We start from the raw sequence: 21,149 nt of genomic DNA, 5'->3' as shown, positions 1-21,149 counted from the left end.
GTGACAACTCTACGTGTCCACGCACGCCGTTTTACTGGCGCACGTACAGGCGGAGTGTCACGTAGCCGGTGATCGCCGTGATGCCGACCGCGGTGAGCACCAGCCATGGCGAGACCAGCAGGATGTCGATGCCGTCGATGCGTCTGAGCACCCCGGATTCGAACAGGCCACCCAGCGCGCGGTCGATGAACCACGACTTGACGAACACGAGCAGGCCGATCCCGAGGAAGGCGCCGAGTACGCCGGCGACCACCGCCTCCAGGAGGAACGGCAGCTGGGTGTACCAGCGGGTCGCGCCGACCAGGCGCATGATGCCGACTTCCGTCCGCCTCGTGAACGCGGACATCTGGACGGTGTTGGAGATCAGCAGGAGCGCCGCGACCGCCTGGATGAGCGCGATCACGAACGTGAAGTCCCGGCCGCCGTTGAAGCTCTCGAACAGGCCCTCGAGGTACTGGCTCTGGTCGGTGACGGAGTCGACCCCGACCCGCCCGGAGAAGGTCTGGATGATCACGTCCGAGCGTTCCGGCTGGTAGAGCTTCACGCTGAACGAGGCGGGCAGCGCCTCCGGCCGGGCCAGTTTCACCAGCTCGGGCTGCGCTTCGAAGATCTGCTTGAACCGCTCGTAGGCGTCGTCACGGTTCTGGTAGGTGACGCGCTCGACGGCCGGGTCCTTCTCGAGGTCCGCGCGCAGCGTGCGACAGGGGTCGTTCTGGCATTCCTTGTCGTTCGCGCTGATGTCGTTGGTCAGGAAGACGTTGACCTGGACCCTGTCTTCGTAGACCTCCTGGGTCTTGTCGATCATCCGCACGACCACGAGCCCGATACCAAGCATCAATAGCGAGATCGAGGTGGTGAGGATCATCGCGATGGTCATGGTCACGTTCCGGCGCAGGCCGGTCAGGACCTCGCTGAGGACGAAGCTGGCACGCATCGGGGGAAGGCGTCCTTGTGGTCGGGAGGGCGGGTGTGCGGGGTGTTTCTAACGGCCTACGCCGTAAACCCCTCGTGAGTCGTCGCGCACGACCTGGCCGAGCGACAGTTCCACGACCCGGCGCCGCATGGAGTCGACGATCGAGTGGTCGTGGGTCGCCATCAGCACGGTCGTGCCGGTGCGGTTGATCCGCTCCAGCAGCAGCATGATGTCCTGGCTGGTGTCGGGGTCCAGGTTTCCGGTCGGCTCGTCGGCGAGCAGCATCAGCGGCCGGTTGACGAACGCGCGCGCGATCGCCACGCGCTGCTGCTCACCACCGGACAGCTCGTGCGGCATGCGCGCGGACTTGCCCTCGAGACCGACGAGTTCGAGGACCTCCGGGACCACCTTGCGGATGGTGTTGCGCGGCTTGCCGATGACCTCGAGCGCGAAGGCGACGTTCTCCGCGACGGTCTTGTTGTGCAGCAGCCGGAAGTCCTGGAAGACGCAGCCGATGGACTGGCGAAGGCGGGGGACCCTGCGCCGCGCCATGCGGACGACGTCGAAGTTGGCCACGTAGACGCGCCCCTTCGTGGGCACCTCTTCGCGCAGCAACAGGCGGAGGAAGGTCGACTTGCCCGACCCCGAAGCACCGATGAGGAAGACGAACTCCCCCTTGTCGATCTCGACGGAGACGTCCTCCAGCGCGGGGCGCGTGGAGGTCTTGTACACCTTCGAAACGTGTTCGAGCCGGATCACGAGGCGCGAGTCTACCTACATCCGTTATCGACCTGTTGCCTTGGGAGCCGAACACGCTGACCAGGCAAGATCAGGACGGATCAGACAAACGGCGGCCGCCGGCCCCCCGAATCCCAGCGTAGTGCCGGTCACCGACATGATCGGCACCGTCGAGGGCGCCCTGTGGACAACCCCCCAGACTGTGGACAACCCCACACAAGCGCGGCGGCGATGTCACCCCTCGCCACTACGCTGGAAACCGGGGGCCGGCGGCCGCCCGGGCACCGAAACGGCCCGGTCGTGAACCGGACAACCGATCGTTACGTGATCAGCGGTGCGGCACCCACCGCGAGTTGTCCACAGCCCTCACCCAGCGAGCCCGAAAATGTCGGTCCCACGTCGTAGGCTGGAAACCGGGGGCCGGAGGCCGGCCCCCGGCCGCGGATCAGGCCGCCTGCGTCCGCCGCCAGCGGATACCGGCCTCGAGGAACCCGTCGATCTCCCCGTCGAGCACGCTGCCGGGGTTGCCGACCTCGTACTCGGTCCGCAGGTCCTTGACCATCTGGTACGGGTGCAGCACGTACGACCGCATCTGGTTGCCCCACGACGACCCGCCGTCACCCTTGAGCGCGTCCATCTCGGCGCGCTCCTCCTGCCGCTTGCGCTCCAGCAGCTTCGCCTGCAGCACCCGCATGGCGGCGGCGCGGTTCTGGATCTGCGACTTCTCGTTCTGGCAGGACACCACGATGCCGGTCGGCAGGTGCGTGATGCGCACGGCCGAGTCGGTCGTGTTCACGCTCTGCCCGCCGGGCCCGGACGACCGGAACACGTCGATCCGGATGTCCTTCTCGGGGATGTCGACGTGGTCGTTGGTCTCGACGAACGGCAGCACCTCGACCCCGGCGAACGACGTCTGCCGACGCCCCTGGTTGTCGAACGGGGAGATGCGGACGAGCCGGTGCGTGCCCTGCTCGACGGACAGCGTGCCGTAGGCGTACGGGGCGCTGACCTTGAACGTCGCGGACTTGATGCCGGCCTCTTCCGCGTACGAGGTGTCGTAGACCTCGGTCGGGTAGCCGTGCCGCTCCGCCCAGCGCAGGTACATGCGCAGGAGCATCTCGGCCCAGTCCGCGGCGTCGACGCCGCCCGCCTCGGAGCGGATGGTGACGATCGCGTCGCGTTCGTCGTACTCGCCGGACAGCAGGGTGCGGACCTCGATGGACGCGATGTCCGTGTGCAGCCGCTCACGCTCCGCTTCCGCCTCGGCACGCGCGTCGGCCGACCCCTCCTCCTCGGCGAGCTCGTACATCACACCGAGGTCGTCGAGCCGCTGTCGCAGCTCCTCGATGCGGCGCAGTTCGCTCTGCTTGTGGGAGAGCTGGCTCGTCACTTTCTGTGCCGACTCGGGGTCGTCCCACAGGTCCGGACGGGCCGCCTGCTCCTCCAGATCCGCGATCTGGGCACGCAGGGCGTCCAGGTCCGACACGGCCTCGACGCTGGCGAGGGTGTCGGACAGTTCCTTCAGGTCAGCTGCGACGTCCGGGTTCACGTCTTCAGAATCTACCGTGAACCCGCACGCCGTCCGCTTGTGGCGACCCTTTCAGGAGGTGGGAATGGAGTCGAGCAGCTTCAGGACCGCCTTCGCCCGTGCCACCCCGAACTCAGCGATCGCCTTCGAGTAGGCGCCGTCCGCGGCCTTGACCGCCGACCTCGCCGCGTCGTGTTCGTCGGAATAGACCTTCTTCGCCGACTCGATGAGCGCCGCCCGCTGTTTCGCCGTCAGCGCGTCCGCGTGGACGAGCCGCAGGATCAACGGGCTGCGGAGATGGTCGGGACCGGGCTCACTGCCCAACCACGCTTTGAACGCCTTCTTGCCCGCGGCGGTCACCAGGTATTGCTGGCTCGACCGCGGTCCCTGCTTGCCGAGCCGGACCAAACCGGCATCGGCGAGAGCGGGGAGCTCGCGGTAGACCTGACTCCGCGTGACACTGAAGAACGACCCAAATCGATCACGGGCGGCCGAGACCAATTGCCCACCAGTAGCCGGACCTTCGTGCAGCAGCCCCAAGAGGGCAGCGGCAGTTGCATTCAGTTCAGACACGTTACCACCGTGCCACGAACAGAAGCCGGTGTCCACAGTGGCCGGGACATCTGTCCACAGTGGCTTGTGCTATTTCTGGGGGCTGTGCCGGGGAGTTCCAGTCGAACAGTACGCCGAGATTCCGGATCCCCCTGGCAGCCAAGGAATCCTTCGCACCGCGAAAGAACTTCACGATTCGGGACGGCTGCCAGGCCTCGTACCAGCACAAATGCGGAAGCGCCCCCAAGCCGCCATCGATCACGGAACGCCCGAGACCCCACTCACGACACCCGCGACCGGCTCTGGAACCACGCTTCTCCGCGTGGTTTCCGCCCTTCAGCGAGCCCCGAGAAGGCCACTACTCCATCCGGGTAAAACATCCACAGGGCCCCCTCGACAATGGCCGTTCTCATGCGAGACACGAGCGCCCGATGGCGACGGTCGCACGTGCACAACGCCCGTCCAGTCCTGTGTGGACGAGCAGCAGGCGTCTCATTAGCGCCTTCGCACGGTCATGTGCACGTGCATGCGCCGCGTGCAGCCACTGTCCGAACTGGAAATCCCCAAGACCGACTTCTCTCAGAGCCGAAACTTCCGCCCCCGCAGCGACTTCAGTGGTTCAGACCTCCGCCAAATGGAGGAGTGTCTTTCGTCCACATCGCTCACACCGCCGCTCCCACCCGCCGAAGACCGCCCGTCCCAGACATTCCCAGGCCGGGCCTTCTCTCGCATGGCTGCGCTCCTCTTTGTCCCTTCCCTCCGCCAGCCACCCAATCAGGCCGTTCCCCGTCTCCGATCTGCCCGGCGCATCACGAGCACCCCGCTCCGCGACTCAACCCACCCTTCCCGCAACGCCGAACTCCCACACTCATCTCCACCCACGCATCTTCAGTGTCGATCAATGCTGACCAATCCGGCCCGTCTCCACTGCCAACTCCGCCCCCAGGTCCTCGACCCACCACCGCTCCCCAGCGCTGATCTAGGCCAGCCAACTCCCACTTAGCTTCACCGCACCGCCGTCCATTCCCGTCACCCGTCCATCTCCACCACCTGCCTCCACCGTCCCAACTCGCTCCCAAGCTCCATTGCTCATCCCCGCCCCCTCCCCGCAGCCCTTCCCACCGCTCGCCCGGCTGGACATCTCCGCAACACCGCCCCTGACTCACCATCAAGTCCGCTGCACCCGTTCCTTCCCCTCGCCAGCTCCTCACCCTCGCCGCACTTCCCCCACAGCCCTCCTGTCTCGCCCGCACATCCCCTCTCTGCTCTTCCACTTGCCCCGGTCCCCTCGCCGCCTCCCCGGACCGCTCTTCCCCGCACCACTCTTCCCCGGCGCTGCCTCCCCGGGCTGCACTTCCTCACGCGCTCCTCCCGCGCTGCCTCCCCGGCTGCACTTCCTCACGCGCTACCTCACGGCTGCTCTTCCCACGCTGCTCTTCCCCACGCCGCTCATCCCCACGCCGCCTCCCCGGGCTGCACTTCCCCACTCCGCCCTTCCCCGCACTACCTCCCCGACCACACTTCCCACGCCGCTCTCCCTCTGCCTCTTCAGCTGCACGTCCCCGGCACTCTCCCCCCGAACCGCATCCCGCGGCTGTCCTTCCTCTCGTCGGCCTGAACCTCGCCGACCATCCCCCTTCGCCGCCTCCTTGGCTGCACCTCCCTGCGCCGCACTTACCCTCACCGCCTCCGCGGCCGCACTCCCACTCGCCGACATTCACCTCATCCCCCTTGGCCTCGCCATCCCCCGCCTCGGCATCCCGACCTCACCGCCCCCACCTCACGTCCATCCCCTCACCGCCTTCCCCTCCGTCGCTCCCCCTGAGAGCACTTCTCTTCGCTGTTCTTTCGCCCCATCACTCTTCTGTCGCCACGCCTTCCCCCACCGCCTTCCCTGGCTGCCCGTCCCCCACCGCCTTGCCTGACGGTTCTTCCCTCGCCGTCCTTCCCATTCGCCGCTCCTCTGACCGCTCTTTCCCTCGGCACTTTTCCGCTCGGCACCGCTCCCCCGACCGCCTCCCCCGCCGCCCTTCCTCTCCCCACCATTCCCCCTCACCACCCTTGACCTCGCCACCTTGACCTCGCCGCTCTTCCCCCGCGTCGCCCTCCGCTCGCCGCCATTCCTCTCGCGGCCTTTCCGCTCACCGCCTTTCCCCTCGCTGCCCCTTGACCTCACCGCCTTCCCCCTCATCGCACTTCCGCTCTCCGCCCTTCGCCGCGTCGCCCTCCGCTCGCACCCCTTCCTCTGGCGTCCTTACCGCTCGCCGCCCTTCCCCCGCTGCTCCCCCTGGCCGCTCTTCTCTTCGCTGCTCCTCTCACTGCCGCCCTCTCACTGCCCTCCTCTCACTGCCGCCCTCTCACTGCCGCCCTCTCACTGCCGCCCTCTGGCCGCCGATTCCCCTAACCGCTCTTCCCCAGCCCCTCGGCCGCTCCCTCGCCGCACCTTCCCCGACCCCTCCCCTCACCCCTTTCCTCACTCGCCTTTCCGCACCCGTCCCCACAGCCGCCCCAAGCCCCTTCCCCGGCTCATCTCCCCGCCCTTCCTCACACCGCTTTCTTGTCCCCCATTTCCCACACCACCTGCCCCACATCCCTCCCATCCCCGCGCCGTCGCCCTCCACCTCGCGACCCACCCGCCCCTCGCCGCCCACCCCCATCCCGTCGCCCCCGCCCCCCGGCGACCCCACATCGCCGGCGAGCCCACCCCTCCCCGAAACCCCGCCTTTGCGCAGGTCAGAGCACAAGTGACCCCCCGGTGGAAACCCCCTCGAAACCACGCGTATAGTTATGAACACAACGACGCGGGGTGGAGCAGCTCGGTAGCTCGCTGGGCTCATAACCCAGAGGTCGCAGGTTCGAATCCTGTCCCCGCTACCAGGGACGATGGCCCCTCGGAGATCCTCCGAGGGGCCATCGTTCTTTTGCGTGCACCCGTAATGCGCGTCACATTCATGTCCGCTCACCGCTCCCGTGTGGACACCCGGCGCAATTGGGCGGCCGTTCATCGATCGAGTGAATTGAATCCGGTAAGTCGCCTTGCATCCGCTGGAAATGGCGCCGGGAAGGTGCTCACGGCGCGGAGTCGCGTTCGGACAGTGCGGAACCAGGAGCGATCCCGGTTCGTTTCGGTTCCAGGCCGCTTATTTGCTAGTGTGCCGACACAAACCAACGGGTGTGCACGCATGTCTCGTGCAACGGCGTCCAAGGGAGAGCAGCCAGATGGCTCAGAAGGTATTGGTACAGCTCGTCGACGACCTGGACGGCACCAGCTCGCAGGACGTTTCCACCGTCCTGTTCGGCCTGGACGGCGTGAGCTACGAGATCGACCTCTCGGAAGCCAACGCCGAAAGGCTGCGGGAAAGCCTCTCCGAGTTCGTCGAGTCGGCGCGCCGCACCGGTGGCCGCATCAAGCGCGGCACCCGTCCTGGCCAGGCCGGCAAGTCCGCGAACGCCGGTGAGGCCGGCCAGATCCGCGAGTGGGCGCTGGAGAACGGTTACGAGCTGGCCGGCCGCGGCCGCATCCCGTCGCACGTCGTCGAGGCCTACAAGGAGGCGCAGGCCGAGTCGAAGCAGGCGAAGTCGGCCAAGCCCGCCGCCAAGCGCAGGACGCGCGCGAAGAAGAGCTGACCTCCGGAAGTTTCGCGGGCGCGGAACCGCGCCCGGAGCCGGCCGGAATTGACAAATGGCATCGCGGTGTCACTGTTGCGTGCTCGTGCGTCCACAGTGGATAACTTGGCTCTCCCTGGCTCTGTTCGACGACACCCGATGTCTTGAAGCGGTGAAGCAAGCACGGTCGTCCGCACCGCGGACGGCCGTGCTTTTTCGTGTCCGGCGACGTGACATTCGGCGCAATGCCGGATCGCGCTAGCCCTTCCAGACGAAAAACGCGACCTCCCGATTCGAGTCGGGAGGCCGCGTTTTCGGTCAAATCGGTCGACTCAGCCGCCGCCACCCGACGGCGGGTTGGCCTTGGCGGACTCGTAGGCGGCGACGGCCTTCTCCAGGTCGGACAGCGCCTGGCCCTGAGCGGCGAAGTCACCGGACTGCTGGGCGTTCTTCAACGCCTCGAGCGCGTTGCCGATGTCCTGCACGGCCTTGTCCATCCCGGGGTTCTCCCCGCCGGAGGACGGCGGCGGCGTGGTCGTGCCGGGTGGCGTGGTCGGGGTCTCGGTCTCCGGCGGCTGCCCGCCTTCCTCCGGCGGTGTCACCTCGCCGCCTGCGCCTTCGCCGAAGATCTCCTCCAGCGCCGCCTGCAACGTCGGCGCGAACCCGACGCGGCCGCCGAAGTACACGAGCACGCGGGCGAGCTGCGGGAACGCGTTCTCGTCCTTCTGCTCGATGTAGATCGGTTCGACGTAGAGGAGGCCGTCCGCGACCGGCAACGTCAGCAGGTTCCCGTAGATGACGTTGACGTTCGGGTTCTGGAACAGAGTTCTGTTCTCGGTCACCTCGTCGGTGGTCTCGAACTCGTTCTGGACCTGGCCGGGACCCTTCGTCTGGTCCTGCGCGGGTAGTCGCAGGACCCTGAACTGGCCGTAGTCATCCGGGTCGGACGACACCGACACCCACGCGGCGAGGAACTGCCTGCGCAGCAGCGTCATGGCGCTGGTGAGCTGGAACGTCGGCTCGGCCTGCCCTGGCGCCTGCGCGAGCACGTAGTACGGCGGCTGGTTGGGCGCTGCCCCACCTGCCTCGTTGTTGCTGCCCGTCGGGTCGGACGGCACGTCCCAGAACGTCTGGGTCGAGAAGAACTGTCCGGCGTTCTCGACGTGGTACTGCGCGAGCAGCTCACGCTGCACCTTGAACAGGTCCTCCGGGTAGCGGAAGTGCTCGCGGAGCGACTCGGGGATCTCGCCGTGCTTCACGGTGCCGGGGAAGACGCTCTCCCAGGCCTTCAGCACGGGGTCCTTGTCGTCGATCGCGTACAGGGTCACGGTCCCGTCGAACGCGTCGACGGTGGCCTTGACGGAGTTCCGGATGTAGCTGATGTCCCGGTTCTCCTGCCGCGCCACACCGGTCAGCGAGTCATTGGTGACCTCGCCGAGCGGGGTGCGCTGCGCGTACGGGAAGTTGTCGAGCGTGGTGTAGCCGTCGACGATCCACTGGATGCGGCCGTCGACCACCGCCGGGTACGGATCGCCGTCGACGGTCAGCCACGGCGCGACACGGCTGACGCGGTCCCGGGGATCACGGTTGTACATGATCTTCGAGCCGTCGCTGATGTCGCTCGAGAACAGGATGTTCCGCTCGCCGTAGTGGGCGAAGAAGACGAACCGGTTGAACCAGCCGTCGACGGGCACGCCGCCCTTGCCCTTGTAGCGGTAGTCCTGGTTGAGCGGGGTGTCGTACTCGCCGCGCGCGTTGACGATCGCGTAGTCGGTGGCGAGTTCGCCGTAGTAGATCCGCGGTTCGGTGACCGGGATGTCCATGTCCGCGTTGTTCTCGAGCGCCTCGAGGTCGCTCACGGTGAAGACCGGGTAGCCGCCTTCACCGCTGGACTCGCCTTCGGCCAGCGCGCGGTTGATGCGGTTGGCCGGCGCGGCGACGAAGCCGTTGCCGTGGGTGTAGACGAGGTGCCGGTTGATCCAGGACGTCTGGTTGGCGGCGAGCCGCGTGGAGTCGAGTTCGCGGGCCGCGACGATGTAGTCCTGGACCTTGCCGTTGACCTCGTAGCGGTCGACGTCGAGCTTGCTCGGGAAGCCGTAGAAGTTCTCGCCACCTTCGCGCTGGGTGAAGGTGCGGGACAGGATGCTCGGGTCGAGCAGGCGGATGTTGGGGATGGTGCCGGTGTCGGCCTTCACCTTCTCGGAGGTGGCGGCGTCGACGGAGGCGTCACCCTGGTAGTCCTCGAACGTGACCTTGTCGTTGGTGAGCCCGAACGCGTACTTGGTCGCGTTGATGTTCCGTTCGATGGACATCGCCTCTTTCTCCGCCTCGTTCGGCTTGACGGAGAACTGCTGCAGCACGGTCGGCCACGCCCAGCCGACGAGGATGCTGGAGAGGATGAGCAGCACGATCGCGATGGCGGGCAGCTGCAGGTTCCGCACGAACGCGCCGACGAAGAACGCGACGGCGCAGAACCCGGCGATGAACATCAGGATGAGCTTGGCGGGCAGCACCGCGTTGAGGTCGGTGTAGGTGGCGCCGTCGAACAGGCCGTTGCGGGTGGAGAACAGCAGTTCGTAGCGCTCGAAGAAGTAGTCGACGGCGAGGACGACGACGAACAGGCCGGCGGTGACGGACAGCTGGACGCGGGCGGGGACGGAGAAGTTGTCGCCCTTGGTGCCCAGGCGGATGCCGCCGAAGATGTAGTGCGTGACGAGCGCGCCGATGCCCGCGATGGCGAGCGCGACGAACAGCCAGGTGATGAGCCAGCTGATGAACGGCAGCGTGAACGCGTAGAAGCCGACGTCCTTGCCGAACTCGGGGTCGGTCTGGCCGAACGGCTGCGCGTTGAGCATCAGCTGGACGGGCTGCCACTCGCCCTGGCCCGCCGCCCCCGCGATGGCCCCGACGACGAGCGGGACGCCGATCCCGAACAGCCGGACGCGCTGCACGATGGTCGACCGGTAGCGGGCGAGCGGGTCGTCCGCGCCGGAGACCGGCACGAACACCGGCCGCGACCGGTAGGCGATGGCGAGGCTCACCGCCAGCAGCCCGCCGACCAGCAGCCCGATCGCGAAGAACAGGATGATCCTGGTGACGATCACCGTGGTGAAGACCGATCGGAACCCGACCTCGCCGTACCAGAGCCAGTCGACGTAGGTGTCCAGCAGCCGGGCGCCGACGATCAGCACCAGGATCAGGACACCGGCGATGCTCAGGAGGATCTTGGCGCGTCGGGACAGCTTCGGCATGCCGATCGGGGGCCTGGTGGCCACGGTGCACTCCCTGTGTTGACCAGTGTTCGCAGGACTGCCGAGGGCTGTCCTAGATGTCCAACTCTATTCCGGCCCTGTCAGGTTCCCGTTCGGGTAGGTCGAAATAGCCGATCGCGAGAATAGGCGAGGATGGCAGGTATGCCCGCGAGCCATGCCCAGCACCTGTCCGCCGCCGCCCGGGAGGTCGACGACTTCGTGTCGACGGCCGGGTGGGACCAGCCCCCGCAGCTGTTCGCCCTGGTCCCGACCGCCGAGTTGGTGGAGGCGAACCCCGAACTCGCCGCCCAGGTCGACGCGGGCGCGTTCCTGACGCCGGTCGCCCAGGACCAGCTGCCCAACGAGGACCTGGCGGAGGCGCTGGCGGGGATCATGTGGCCGGACGCGGTGCAGGGCTGCGCCGTGGCGCAGGAGATCGTGGTGCTGCCGCCGGACGCGGAGGACACCCTGCCCGACGGGCACGAGACCGGTGACACGGACGCGCTGCGCCGCATCGCCGCCGAACACCCGCGCCGCCGCGAGGCCCGCCTGGTGGCCGCCGTCCTGCGCGACGGGACGGCCGCGTGCGTGCTGCGCCTGCGGAGCCAGGAGGGCGACGACGAGATCATCGAGCACCCGGAACTGGCCCCCAACCTGACCGACGCCCTGCTGGACACCCTCCGCTGACCTGGGCGAACACCGTCGAAGACCAGGGCACCGCCGGTCCCCCATCACCAGGACCGGCGGCCCCCTGAAAGCCCGTCAAGACCCCGTCGAGCCCTCGAACGCCCTCGAACGCCCGACGAACGCTCGTCAATCCGCGGCCAGAACCGCCCACCGAACCGCGACGCGCCCGGTTGGCAAACCCCACCCGATCCCGGGGGCCACCCGCCTTGCCAGTCTACCGGTACCCACCGACAATCCCCCCGATGTCGATCTTGCCTGTGGACAACTCACCGGGCTGTGGACAACTAGCAGCTCGGCGGCGTGCGCCCCGCGTCGAGGTCCTTGAGCGCCTCGACCGCGCCCGCCAGCGTCTCCACCTTCACCAGCTGCAGGCCGTCGGGCGTGTTCGACTTCGCTTCCGCGCAGTTCTCGGCGGGCACGAGGAACGTGGTCGCCCCGTCCTCCTTCGCGGCGATCAGCTTGAACGGGATGCCACCGATGGCCTGGACGTTGCCCTTCACGTCGATCGCGCCGGTGCCGGCGACGGTGCGGCCGTCCTCCATCTCACCGGGCGTGAGCGTGTCGACGATCGCCAGCGCGAAGATCAGCCCGGCGGACGGGCCGCCGACGTCCTCGAGGTGGATGGTGGTCTCGAAGTCGACGTCGGCGCGGTCGGCGGGCGCGAGGCCCATGAACCCCTCCGCCCGGTCGTCGCTGCCGAAGTCGCTGGCCTTGCCGAGCTTGATGTCGACGGTCTTCTTCGGCTCGTCCTCGTGCTGGAACGTCACCGAGACGGTCTGCCCGGGCTTGGTGCCCTTGAGCGCCTCGCGCACGTCCTCCTGCACGGCGATGTTCTTCCCGTTCACCACCCACAGGCGGTCACCCGGCTGGATGACACCATCGGCCGGCGCGTCGCGGGTGATCTCCTGGACGACGACCTTGACCGGTTTGTCGAGCAGCCGCAGCGCCGCGGTCTCGGCCGCGCTCTGCGAGTCCTGGAACATGATCTTGTTCTCGCGCTCGAGGTCTTCCTGGGTCTGGCCGGGGCCGTAGTACTCGTCGCGCGGCGCGAGCGCGTAGCGGCCGCTGACCCACCTGGCGAGCGCGTCGAACAGCGTGACGTCGTCGTTGATCGACACGGTGGTCATCCGCAGCTGCCCGCTGGTCGGGTAGGTCTTGGTGCCGTCGACCTCGATGACGGCCTGACCATCGACGTCGCCGAGCGTGTCGTAGGTCGGGCCGGGGCCGATGGAGACGTACGGGACCTTCACGAACCCGCCGATGAGCGCGAGCGCCGCCACCAGGACGAAGCTGATCGCCACGGTCCATCCGCGCCGGGTCATCCCGCGTGGGCGGTCTGTGCCCGGTTCGTAACCGATCGTCCGCGGGGCCTCGGCGTGGGAGCTCGGGGTGTCACTCACGGGTTGACAGGGTACGGCGTGTTCTCGATGAGCGAATCACCGCGCGTTACTGGCGTGGCGTGTCCGCGTACCGTGGACACATGACCGAGTTTCCCTTTGGCTTCGGACCGCCGAACCCGGACGACCGTGGCAAGAAGGAGCCCTCAGGGCAGGGCGAGAACCCCGCTGAGGCGTTCAACCAGCTCGGCCAGATGCTCAGCCAGCTCGGGCAGATGCTCAGCCAGGCCGGCAGCTCGGCCGGGCCGGTGAACTACGACTTGGCGAAACAGATCGCGATGCAGCGCCTGACCTCGGGCGACGTGGGTTTCCGCACGTCGACGGAGTTCCAGAGCGCGGTGACCGACGCGGTGCACCTCGCGGAGATGTGGCTCGATCCGGCGACGATCCTCCCGACGGGGGCCACGGCCGTGAAGGCGTGGACGCCGCGCGACTGGGTGGAGAACACCCTGCCGACGTGGCAGCGCCTGTGTGACCCGGTGGCCCGCCGCGTGTCGGGCGCGTGGGTGGAGGCGCTGCCCGCGGAGGCGAAGCAGGCTGCGGGGCCGCTGCTGTCGATGGTCAGCCAGATGGGTGGCATGGCGTTCGGTTCGCAGCTGGGCAACGCGCTGGCGCAGCTGGCGTCGGAGGTGCTGACGTCGACCGACATCGGCCTGCCGCTCGGCCCGCCTGCGACCGTGGCGCTGCTGCCGCAGAACATCGAGGAGTTCACGAACGGCCTGGAACGCCCGAACAGCGAGGTCCTGGTGTTCCTCGCGGCCCGGGAGGCAGCGCACCAGCGCCTGTTCGCGCACGTGCCGTGGCTGCGGCAGCGGCTGCTGGCGACGGTCGAGGAGTTCGCGAGCGGCATCCGCGTCGACACCTCGGCCCTCGAGGAGCTGGCGACGCGCATCGACCCGGCGAACCCGCAGTCGATCGAAGAGGCCATGCAGTCGGGCATGCTCGAACCGCAGACCACCCCGGAGCAGAAAGCGGCTCTGACCAGGTTGGAGACGCTGCTGGCCCTGGTGGAAGGCTGGGTCGACGTGGTCGTCGGCGACGCGGTGACCGAGCGGCTGCCCGGCGCGGACGCGCTGCGCGAGACGCTGCGCCGCAGGCGTGCCAGCGGCGGCCCGGCCGAGCAGACGTTCGCCACGCTGGTCGGTCTCGAGCTGCGCCCGAGGCGCCTGCGTGCGGCCGCGGCCCTGTGGCGCCTGGTCGGCGACCAGCACGGCCTCGAAGCCCGCGACGGCATCTGGGCCCACCCCGACCTGGTCCCCACCGCGGAGGACCTGGACGAGCCGATGGACTTCGCCGAGCGCGTGGGCAGCAAGCCCGCGCTGGACGACGACCCGATCGCCGCGCTGGAGCGCGAGGAGCAGGCCAAGCGCGACCGGGAGGACACCGGCAAGGACGCCGACGAGCAGGGCTGACCCCGCTCAGAGCTGAGCATCACGCGAAGGGTTCTTCGAGACGCGGCCACGTCCCGGAGGACCCTTCAGTGCGTTCCGGCTCGCCCGGCCGCGCCCACCAGCGCGGCCGTCGAGCACGAACCGCCGGACCTCGTCACCGGCCCCGAACCGCCATCCCCAGTCCCCCACCCCCACGCCACGTTCCCCCCTCAGTCCTCGGCCACCACCCCCAGCCCAGCGGCCGCGGACAGCCCCTCGAGGTACCCGATGGCCCGGTCGGTCTTCGGGTACTCCCGCACCAGGTCCCAGAACTTGGCGTTGTGCGAGGGCACCAGCAGGTGCGCCAGCTCGTGCACGAGCACGTAGTCCAGCACCCAGCCGGGCACGGACTTGAGGTGCTCGCTCACCCGGATCGTCTTGTCGACGGGCGTGCAGGACGCCCACCTGGTGCGCATGGGCGGCACCCACCGAACACTGTTCGGCACGGCGCGACCCTGAAGATGTTTGGCCGACAGCTCGGCACAGCGACGTAACAGCGCCTCGTCCGACGGCTTCGTCGGTGGGAGCTTCCGAGGCTCGCCCTTCAGCAGCTTCCGCTGCATCTCGGCGACCCAGTGCGCCTCCTCGGCCTTCGACAGCCGGGCAGGGATCAACACGACCAGCGTGTCGCCGTCGCGATACGCGGTCACGGTGCGCGTGCGGCGCTTGCTGCGCCGCACTTCGACTCTGGATTCGGCCACGGCTGCCACGTTACGACGCCCCACCGACAATTCGGAGGGCGTTCCCCGACAGGGCCTTGGTCACCTGCGGAGCCTGTGGATAACGATTTCGTCGCCGGCCCGAAGTCGGTGAATCTGTCCACATGACGAAACAACTGCCGGTCCGCCCCCGGGTCGTGGCAGGCCTTCCCGTGCTGCGCCGCAAGCGCGGTGAGCTGCAGATAGGCCTTGATCCACGGCACGCGAAGGTGGTCGAGGGCCTGTCGGACCGGGTGATGGCGGCCGCCTGCCGCCTCACCGGCGACCGCACATGGGACGAGCTGGCCGCCGGTCTTGCCGACCGGGACCGCAGGCAACTCGCTGAGCTGCTCGGCAGCCTCGATGACCAGGGACTTCTGGAGGACGCGACCCCGACACCGGCCCGGTTGGCGGGTGAGGTGGCGGCGGCGAAGGTCCACGCCCTCGCGAGGGGACTGCCGCCGAAGGACCACCCGATCGGGCGAAGTGAGGTGGCGGTCGCCGTGCAGGGCGACGGCAGGCTGGCGCTCGCCATCGGCTGCCTGCTCGCGTCGGTGGGGGTCGGCTGGGTGCACGTCGCGGCGACGGGTGCGGTCCGCCCGGAGGACGTCGGGGCCGGCTACCGCGCGCAGGACGTCGGCACGCCGCGTCTGGTGGCCGCGCGCCGCGCGCTCCGCAGGGCGGAGCCGGACGTCCGCACCACCCACTTCGACGCGACACGGGCACCTGACCTGGTGGTTCTCGCCGACACGCTGGTGCCGAGACCGGAGCGGGTCGACCTGGTGATGCGCGCGGCGATCCCGCACCTGTTCGTCCGGGTGCGGGACACGATCGGCATCGTGGGCCCGTTCGTGGTGCCCGGTCTCACGAGCTGCCTGCGATGCGCTGACCTGCAGCGATGCGACCGGGACGCGTGCTGGCCGCAGCTCGCCGTCCAGCTTTCGGGCCAGACGCAGCTCACGGATCTGGCCGGCACCCAGGCGACGGCGGCGTTCGCGGCGTCCCAGGTGCTGGAGGCCGCGGCGTGGCTGCGGGGCGCTGCGGAGCGCCCCGCGACATGTGAGACAAGTGTCGCAGTGGAGCCGCGCACGGCCGCTGTTCGGCATCGTTCCTGGTCAGCGCACCCGCAGTGCCCGTGCGGGGCCGCCGCTCGGCAGCGTGACGGGTTGGTGCACTGCGCCAAAGTTGCTGCGGACACCGACGATGAGTTGAGACAATCGGATCGTGACGGAGATGCCTCGTAAGACCGCGGCACGGACTGCGCGGCTCGCCAGCATCCCGCTCGGAGTCGCCGGCCGAGCGGTCGGCGGGTGGGGGAAACGCCTGGTCGGCCAGAACGCCGAGCAGGTGAACGCCGAGTTGTCCGCGCGGACGGCCGAGCAGCTGTTCGCCGTGCTCGGCACCCTCAAGGGCGGCGCGATGAAGTTCGGGCAGGCACTGTCCGTGTTCGAGGCCGCGGTGCCGAACGAGATGGCGGAGCCGTACCGGGAGGCGCTGACGAAGCTGCAGTCGGCGGCGCCGCCGATGAGCAGCCAGACGACGCGCCGGGTGCTCGCCGAGCAGCTGGGCCGCAGGTGGGAGGAGCGGTTCGCGTCGTTCGACGACGAGCCCGCCGCCGCGGCGAGCATCGGCCAGGTCCACAAGGCGGTGTGGCACGACGGCCGGGAGGTGGCCGTCAAGGTCCAGTACCCGGGCGCTGACCAGGCATTGATGTCCGACCTGCGGCAACTGCAGCGGTTCAGCAAGCTGTTCCAGGCGGTCGTGCCGGGCACCGAGGTGAAGCCGCTCCTGCAGGAGCTGTCGGACCGGATGAGCGAGGAGCTCGACTACCGGTCGGAGGCCGACAACCAGCGGGCGTTCGCGAAGGCGTTCGCCGGTGACGAACACGTGCTGGTGCCGAGGGTCGTGGCCAGCGCGCCGAAGGTGCTGATCACGGAGTGGGTCGAGGGCAGGCCGCTGTCGTCGGTCATCCGTGACGGGTCGCGTGAGGAGCGTGACCTGGCCGGGTTGCGGCTGGCGGAGTTCCACTACTCGTCGCCGGCACGGGCGGGCCGCCTGCATTCGGATCCGCACCCGGGCAACTTCATGCTGATGGCCGACGGCCGTCTGTGCGTGATCGACTTCGGTGCGGTGGCGCAGCTGCCGGACGGACTGCCGCCCGCGCACGGCCGGATGATGCGGCTCGCGCTCGAGGGCCGGTCGTGCGAGCTGCTGGAGCTGCTGCGGGAGGAGCACTTCATCCGCGCGGACGCCCGCCAGCAGCCGGAGGCGGAGCACGTCTACGCGTACCTGGCGCCGTTCGTGGAGCCGTTGAAGACGGAGACGTTCCACTTCACGCGACGCTGGATGCAGAAGCAGGCCATGCGTGTCAGCAACATGCGCGGCCAGGACTTCCGCACGGGCCGCACGCTGAACCTGCCGCCGCAGTACCTGCTGTTGCACCGGGTCCTCGGTGGGTCGACGGGCATCCTGTGCCAGCTGGACGCCGAGCTGCCGGTGCGTGAGCTGATCACCCGCTGGCAGCCGGGTTTCGCGGCCTGAGAACACGGCCCAGACGAACGAAAGTCCCATTCGCTCGCACACGTTGTCCCCAACTTCGCCCAGCCCATTCAGCTCGCGGCCCCACGCGCCGACGAACCGGGCATGCACCACATCTCCGCCCCCGACAACGTCACCACGATCGCCGAGTTGCGCGCCCGCGGCGTGACGAACCACGCGATCACGACCCGCTGCCGACCGTCAGGTCCATGGCAGCGCGTACTGCCGGGCGTGGTGTTGATGAGCGCTGCCCGCCCGACGAGACGACAGCGGTTACGAGCCGCCATCGCCTACGCGGGCCCGGGCTCGGTGGTGTCCGGGGTCGACGCGATGCGTGCGCACGGCGTGGACGTGCCGCTGTCACCGGACGTGCTCGTGCTCGCCCCGGCCGAACGCAGGCTGGCGAGCCGCTCGTACCTGACGGTCGAACGCACCACGAGACCACCGGACCCCGCGGTCTGCGCGGGCCTGCCGTACGCGCCGCTGGCGCGGGCGGCGCTGGACGTGGCGAGACGGTCGGCGGACCGTGAGCAGCTGCGCGAGCTGCTGATCTCGGTGATCGGCCGGTGCACGGTGACCGAACTGCGGGCCGAGCTGGACGCGGGCAGCCAGCGTGGCTCGGCCGCCGTCCGAGCGTTACTGACACCGGACCTGACCGGCACGGCGGAGGTCGTGCCGGAGGAGGTCACGCTGGCCCGCCGGTTGGTGCGCGACACGGCGCTGCCGACACCGCAGTGGCAGCAGCCGGTCCACGACGACACGGGCATGCTGCTGGGCATCCCGGACGCGTGGTGGCCGGAGGTCCGGCTGGCGTGGGACGTGTCCCCGCACACCCGCCACCACGACCCGCGGTTGTGGTCGCTGGCGGGCATCGCCCTGCACCGCACGGACCCGCACCGCCTGTCCACCGTGCCGGTCGTGGTGACCGACGAGCTGGTCGCGGCGTTCGCGTCAGCGGCCGCGAACGTTCACCGCCGCGCGAGCTGACGCCCTGATCACGAGTCTTCCAGGAGCACGAACATGAACCACCGACACACGCTTGTCGCGTACCTGCGCACCGCCGGACGACGGCTTCTCCTCCGGCTTGCCAAGGCTCGCGCCGGGGATCACCAGTATTCGTCGGGCAGCTTTCCCTCGATGTCGCGCGCGTGGGTGCGTGCGCATGCCGGGCACAGCCAGGTGCGGCCCCGCTCGTCGTGGGTCATGGCCCAGGCGAGTGCTTCCGCGGGTGGCGCCTCGGCGCGGGACCGGCCGCAACGCACGCAGTGCGCGGCGGCCGGTTCGGGATCGTCAACCATGGCGCGGAAGCTTACGTCAGGCGGCTTTCCGTCCAAGGTAGACGGTCGAGGCGCTGAGGATGAACACGTCGTCCCGCGCCCCGGCGTAGGCCTCGTCAGCGGGGTCGACGAGACGGGCGACGGTCGCCCGGTCGGTGTCGGACAGCTCCACCTCCCCCACGCCGGCCATCCATGCGATCCAGTCCACAACGGACAGTCGGACGGCTTCGGGCGCGGGGGCGGGGTGGTCGATCACGTAGCTGAACGAGAACACGTCGGTCAGCCCGGCCGCCTCGAGGGCCTTGTTCCAGCCGACCGGCAGCGACCGCACATCGGGCATTTCGGCGCGCATGCGGACGAACCAGGCGTCACGTGCCGCGGTCAGCCGGTTGCCGAGCCCGGGTTCGCCGATGCCGAGGTCCCACGGCAGGCAGCGCATCGCGAGGCCGCCTCGGACAACGCCAGCCAGCCACCGGGCGCGAGCACCCGCGCCAACCGGTCGATGGCCGCCTGCTGGTCAGGGAGGTGGTGCACCACGCGTGACGCCCACACCAGGTCGGCCGGTGGCAGCAGGTCCGCGAGCTGGTCGTCGGCGGCGTCGGCCCGGACTGCGTCGACGGCGACCGAGGTGCCGGCCGCAGCCTCCTGGACGAGCGCGGTAGCGGGGTCGAGCAGCTCACCGACGGCGTCGCTGAGCACGACCCGGCCACCGCCCCGCGCGGCGAGGGCCTGGGCGAAAGCGACGCTCATGCCACCACCGCCCGAGCCGACGTCGACGACCACCGGCTTGGTGTCGGCACCGAGGAGGTCGACGAGCCGGTCGGCGACCTGGCGGTCATAGCGAGCGTCAAGCTCGTCGGCACGACGAAGGGAGGAGAGACGAGCAGGCCAGTTGATGTTGTCGTGGGTGTGCTTGTGCGCCATGCGAGCGACGGTAGCGGTCGCGCGTCACAGGCGTCGTAGGCCGACGAGCACGCGGCGCATGAACGCGAGGTCGGGTTCACCGTCACCGCTGGTACCGGCGGTGGGGTGAACGACGACGAGGCCCGCGGTCGCGAGGTCGCCGAGCAGGACCCGCGCGACCCCGAGCGGCACGGACAGCAACGCGGCCACCTCGGCGACCGACCGCGGCTGGACGCACATGTCGACGATCATCCGCCGGTGGTGGGTGGTGAGCGCGGCGTCGCCGGCGCCGGGATGCCGACTGCTGGAGACGAGCGCCTCGAGTTCGAGGGTGTGACTGGAGCGGGTGCGACCACCGGTGTGCGCGTAGGGCCGGACGAGAGCACCAGCCCACGGTTTGATCAGCGGCACGGTGCGCTCGGCGGACTGCTCGGGCGTCGGCTCGCCGGGCGGCGTCTCGACGACCGGGTCGTCGACAACGGGGGTGCTCCCGGCGCCGGCTGCCTTGGCCCGCTTGGGTTTGCGCACCGAGTACGGCCCGAACCGAGCCCCGGTACGCCCGACGAGTTCGACGTCGCCGTCGGCACCGTCGTCGCCCGACCCGTCAGGGACCACCGCGTACTCGACGAAGGCGTGTTCGGCTGAGGCGTGCCCGTCCAGCACGTGCCCGGACAACACGTCACCCGAGGACGCGTCGTCCCCCGAGGCACGCCCGGCCGGAAGGCCACCAACCGAGGCGTGCCCGGAGGAGACGCGGCCAGCCGCACCAAGCCCCGCCGACGAGTACGCCGAGGACACCTGGCCCAAAGACGCACCACCCGAAGACAGACGGCCCGACGACCCGTCACGTGAGGTCACGTCCTCCCCCGAAGCGTGCCCGGCCGGAAGACCACCGCCCGACGCGTGCCCGGAGACACGGCCAGCCGCACCAAGCGCCGACGAATACGCCGAGGACACCTGGCCCGAAGGCAGGTGGCGTGACGACCGGTCACCTGACGAAGGGTGCTCGGAAGCCGGGTAATCCGAGGTCCCATGGCCCGACGGGCGGGCAGCCGACCCCCGGGAGGGCGAGGCATGAGCGGAGGAGGGGCGAGCGAGCGAAGAGGAGGTGGAGGCGGCGGGTGGGAAGGGGGCGGGGGCGGGGCCCGGGGGTGGCCCGTGTGCGGCTTCGACGGCGCGGGCTTTGCGAGCGACCGACGCTGTGCGAGCGACCGACGCTGTGCGAGCGACGGACGCTGTGCGAGCGACGGACGCTTCGCTGGTTGCCCAACCTTCGCCGCGGCCAGGCACTCCGCCATGGGCTGAGGCCTCGCCATGGCCAGGGGCTTCGCCGCGGGCTGACGCTTCGCCATGGCCAGGGGCTTCGCCGCGGGCTGACGCTTCGCTATGACCCGAAACTCCGCCGCGGCCTGACGCTTCGCTATGACCAGGAACTCCGCCGCGGGCCGAGGCTTCGGCATGGCTGATGATGTCGCCGCGGACAGGAGCTTTGCGGCCGGGGACTTCGCCGCGAGCGGAGATCTCGCCATGGTCGGAGACTTCGCCTCGGGCCCAGGGCTCGTCGTAGCCGGGAACTTCGCCCGGGGCCCAGGCGTCATGGCCCGGAACTTCGCCCCGGGCCCAGGCGTCGT

Annotated in this window: 17 protein-coding genes and 1 tRNA gene; 7 read left to right on the top strand and 11 right to left on the bottom strand. The window is 69.3% G+C overall.

Features of this window, described 5'->3' with window-relative positions:
- Positions 1-31 precede the first annotated feature (31 nt).
- From ftsX to ACYQ77_RS05920, 4 genes are all read right to left on the bottom strand, one after another.
- Complete coding sequence (ftsX, locus tag ACYQ77_RS05935; protein WP_459708222.1) at positions 32-934, bottom strand: permease-like cell division protein FtsX; 903 nt, start codon at positions 932-934, stop codon at positions 32-34.
- Between the two features lie 48 nt (positions 935-982).
- Positions 983-1,672, bottom strand: a complete 690-nt coding sequence (ftsE, locus tag ACYQ77_RS05930) for a cell division ATP-binding protein FtsE (protein ID WP_396112647.1) — start codon at positions 1,670-1,672, stop codon at positions 983-985.
- A 424-nt stretch (positions 1,673-2,096) separates the two neighbouring features.
- The gene (prfB, locus tag ACYQ77_RS05925; RefSeq protein ID WP_459708220.1) at positions 2,097-3,200 is read right to left on the bottom strand and encodes a peptide chain release factor 2; all 1,104 of its coding nucleotides are present in this window, start codon (positions 3,198-3,200) and stop codon (positions 2,097-2,099) included.
- Positions 3,201-3,251: 51 nt separating this feature from the next.
- Entirely contained in the window at positions 3,252-3,752 is a 501-nt protein-coding gene (locus tag ACYQ77_RS05920) for a PadR family transcriptional regulator (protein WP_459708218.1), read from the bottom strand.
- Between the two features lie 2,779 nt (positions 3,753-6,531).
- Here ACYQ77_RS05920 and ACYQ77_RS05915 point away from each other — a divergent pair.
- Both ACYQ77_RS05915 and ACYQ77_RS05910 read left to right on the top strand, forming a co-directional pair.
- Positions 6,532-6,608: transfer RNA gene (locus tag ACYQ77_RS05915), tRNA-Met, on the top strand.
- 342 nt (positions 6,609-6,950) lie between these two features.
- Entirely contained in the window at positions 6,951-7,358 is a 408-nt protein-coding gene (locus ACYQ77_RS05910) for a histone-like nucleoid-structuring protein Lsr2 (protein ID WP_459708216.1), read from the top strand.
- 311 nt (positions 7,359-7,669) lie between these two features.
- Here ACYQ77_RS05910 and ACYQ77_RS05905 read toward each other — a convergent pair whose 3' ends face one another.
- A complete protein-coding gene (locus ACYQ77_RS05905) occupies positions 7,670-10,612 on the bottom strand; it encodes a UPF0182 family protein (RefSeq protein ID WP_459708214.1) in 2,943 nt (980 codons plus the stop codon).
- Between the two features lie 138 nt (positions 10,613-10,750).
- Between ACYQ77_RS05905 and ACYQ77_RS05900 the strand changes: the two genes are divergently transcribed.
- Positions 10,751-11,275, top strand: coding sequence for a PPA1309 family protein (locus ACYQ77_RS05900; protein WP_459708212.1), 525 nt, complete (start codon positions 10,751-10,753; stop codon positions 11,273-11,275).
- Between the two features lie 284 nt (positions 11,276-11,559).
- Here the strand turns inward: ACYQ77_RS05900 and ACYQ77_RS05895 are convergent, their stop codons facing one another.
- On the bottom strand, positions 11,560-12,675 hold the full coding sequence (locus ACYQ77_RS05895; protein ID WP_459708210.1) for a YlbL family protein: 1,116 nt from the start codon (positions 12,673-12,675) through the stop codon (positions 11,560-11,562).
- A gap of 80 nt (positions 12,676-12,755) precedes the next feature.
- Here ACYQ77_RS05895 and ACYQ77_RS05890 point away from each other — a divergent pair, with 80 nt between their 5' ends.
- A complete protein-coding gene (locus ACYQ77_RS05890) occupies positions 12,756-14,084 on the top strand; it encodes a zinc-dependent metalloprotease (RefSeq protein WP_459708208.1) in 1,329 nt (442 codons plus the stop codon).
- Between the two features lie 188 nt (positions 14,085-14,272).
- Here ACYQ77_RS05890 and ACYQ77_RS05885 read toward each other — a convergent pair whose 3' ends face one another.
- Positions 14,273-14,803: a M48 metallopeptidase family protein gene (locus ACYQ77_RS05885; protein WP_459708206.1), complete on the bottom strand. Its 531-nt coding sequence runs from the start codon at positions 14,801-14,803 to the stop codon at positions 14,273-14,275.
- A gap of 122 nt (positions 14,804-14,925) precedes the next feature.
- On the opposite strand from ACYQ77_RS05885, the gene ACYQ77_RS05880 reads away from it, so the two are divergent.
- From ACYQ77_RS05880 to ACYQ77_RS05870, 3 genes are all read left to right on the top strand, one after another.
- Complete coding sequence (locus ACYQ77_RS05880) at positions 14,926-16,044, top strand: TOMM precursor leader peptide-binding protein (RefSeq protein WP_459708204.1); 1,119 nt, start codon at positions 14,926-14,928, stop codon at positions 16,042-16,044.
- Positions 16,034-17,341: an ABC1 kinase family protein gene (locus ACYQ77_RS05875; protein ID WP_459708203.1), complete on the top strand. Its 1,308-nt coding sequence runs from the start codon at positions 16,034-16,036 to the stop codon at positions 17,339-17,341. Before ACYQ77_RS05880 ends, ACYQ77_RS05875 begins: the two co-directional genes overlap by 11 nt.
- A 102-nt stretch (positions 17,342-17,443) precedes the next feature.
- Positions 17,444-18,325 (top strand): hypothetical protein, encoded by an 882-nt coding sequence (locus ACYQ77_RS05870; protein WP_459708201.1) that lies wholly within the window; start codon positions 17,444-17,446, stop codon positions 18,323-18,325.
- Positions 18,326-18,444: 119 nt separating this feature from the next.
- On the opposite strand, the gene ACYQ77_RS05865 is transcribed toward ACYQ77_RS05870, so the two are convergent.
- From ACYQ77_RS05865 to ACYQ77_RS05850, 4 genes are read right to left on the bottom strand one after another with little or no spacing between them, the layout of a single operon-like run.
- A complete protein-coding gene (locus ACYQ77_RS05865; RefSeq protein ID WP_459708199.1) occupies positions 18,445-18,636 on the bottom strand; it encodes a hypothetical protein in 192 nt (63 codons plus the stop codon).
- 16 nt (positions 18,637-18,652) lie between these two features.
- Positions 18,653-19,054 carry a hypothetical protein gene (locus ACYQ77_RS05860; RefSeq protein ID WP_459708197.1) on the bottom strand — a complete coding sequence of 134 codons (402 nt, stop codon included), beginning with the start codon at positions 19,052-19,054 and terminating at the stop codon, positions 18,653-18,655.
- A complete protein-coding gene (locus ACYQ77_RS05855; RefSeq protein ID WP_459708195.1) occupies positions 18,997-19,539 on the bottom strand; it encodes a methyltransferase domain-containing protein in 543 nt (180 codons plus the stop codon). The genes ACYQ77_RS05860 and ACYQ77_RS05855 overlap by 58 nt, the downstream gene beginning before the upstream one ends.
- A gap of 24 nt (positions 19,540-19,563) precedes the next feature.
- On the bottom strand, positions 19,564-20,196 hold the full coding sequence (locus tag ACYQ77_RS05850) for a DUF742 domain-containing protein (protein ID WP_459708194.1): 633 nt from the start codon (positions 20,194-20,196) through the stop codon (positions 19,564-19,566).
- Between the last annotated feature and the right edge of the window lie 953 nt (positions 20,197-21,149).

Source organism: Actinophytocola sp. KF-1 (genome assembly GCF_054661535.1).
Note: the sequence above shows the minus strand (reverse complement) of the source record. Positions and strands in the feature narration are given on the sequence as shown.

Bases quoted from the DNA above. Each gene is read 5' to 3' on its own strand.
- ACYQ77_RS05855 (WP_459708195.1), bottom strand. From the start codon at position 19,539: ATGGCGCACAAGCACACCCACGACAACATCAACTGGCCTGCTCGTCTC.
- ACYQ77_RS05870 (WP_459708201.1), top strand. From the start codon at position 17,444: ATGCACCACATCTCCGCCCCCGACAACGTCACCACGATCGCCGAGTTG.
- ACYQ77_RS05875 (WP_459708203.1), top strand. From the start codon at position 16,034: ATGCCTCGTAAGACCGCGGCACGGACTGCGCGGCTCGCCAGCATCCCG.
- ACYQ77_RS05890 (WP_459708208.1), top strand. From the start codon at position 12,756: ATGACCGAGTTTCCCTTTGGCTTCGGACCGCCGAACCCGGACGACCGT.
- ACYQ77_RS05880 (WP_459708204.1), top strand. From the start codon at position 14,926: ATGACGAAACAACTGCCGGTCCGCCCCCGGGTCGTGGCAGGCCTTCCC.
- ftsX (WP_459708222.1), bottom strand. From the start codon at position 934: ATGCGTGCCAGCTTCGTCCTCAGCGAGGTCCTGACCGGCCTGCGCCGG.
- ACYQ77_RS05910 (WP_459708216.1), top strand. From the start codon at position 6,951: ATGGCTCAGAAGGTATTGGTACAGCTCGTCGACGACCTGGACGGCACC.
- ACYQ77_RS05865 (WP_459708199.1), bottom strand. From the start codon at position 18,636: ATGGTTGACGATCCCGAACCGGCCGCCGCGCACTGCGTGCGTTGCGGC.
- ACYQ77_RS05900 (WP_459708212.1), top strand. From the start codon at position 10,751: ATGCCCGCGAGCCATGCCCAGCACCTGTCCGCCGCCGCCCGGGAGGTC.
- ACYQ77_RS05860 (WP_459708197.1), bottom strand. From the start codon at position 19,054: ATGCGCTGCCTGCCGTGGGACCTCGGCATCGGCGAACCCGGGCTCGGC.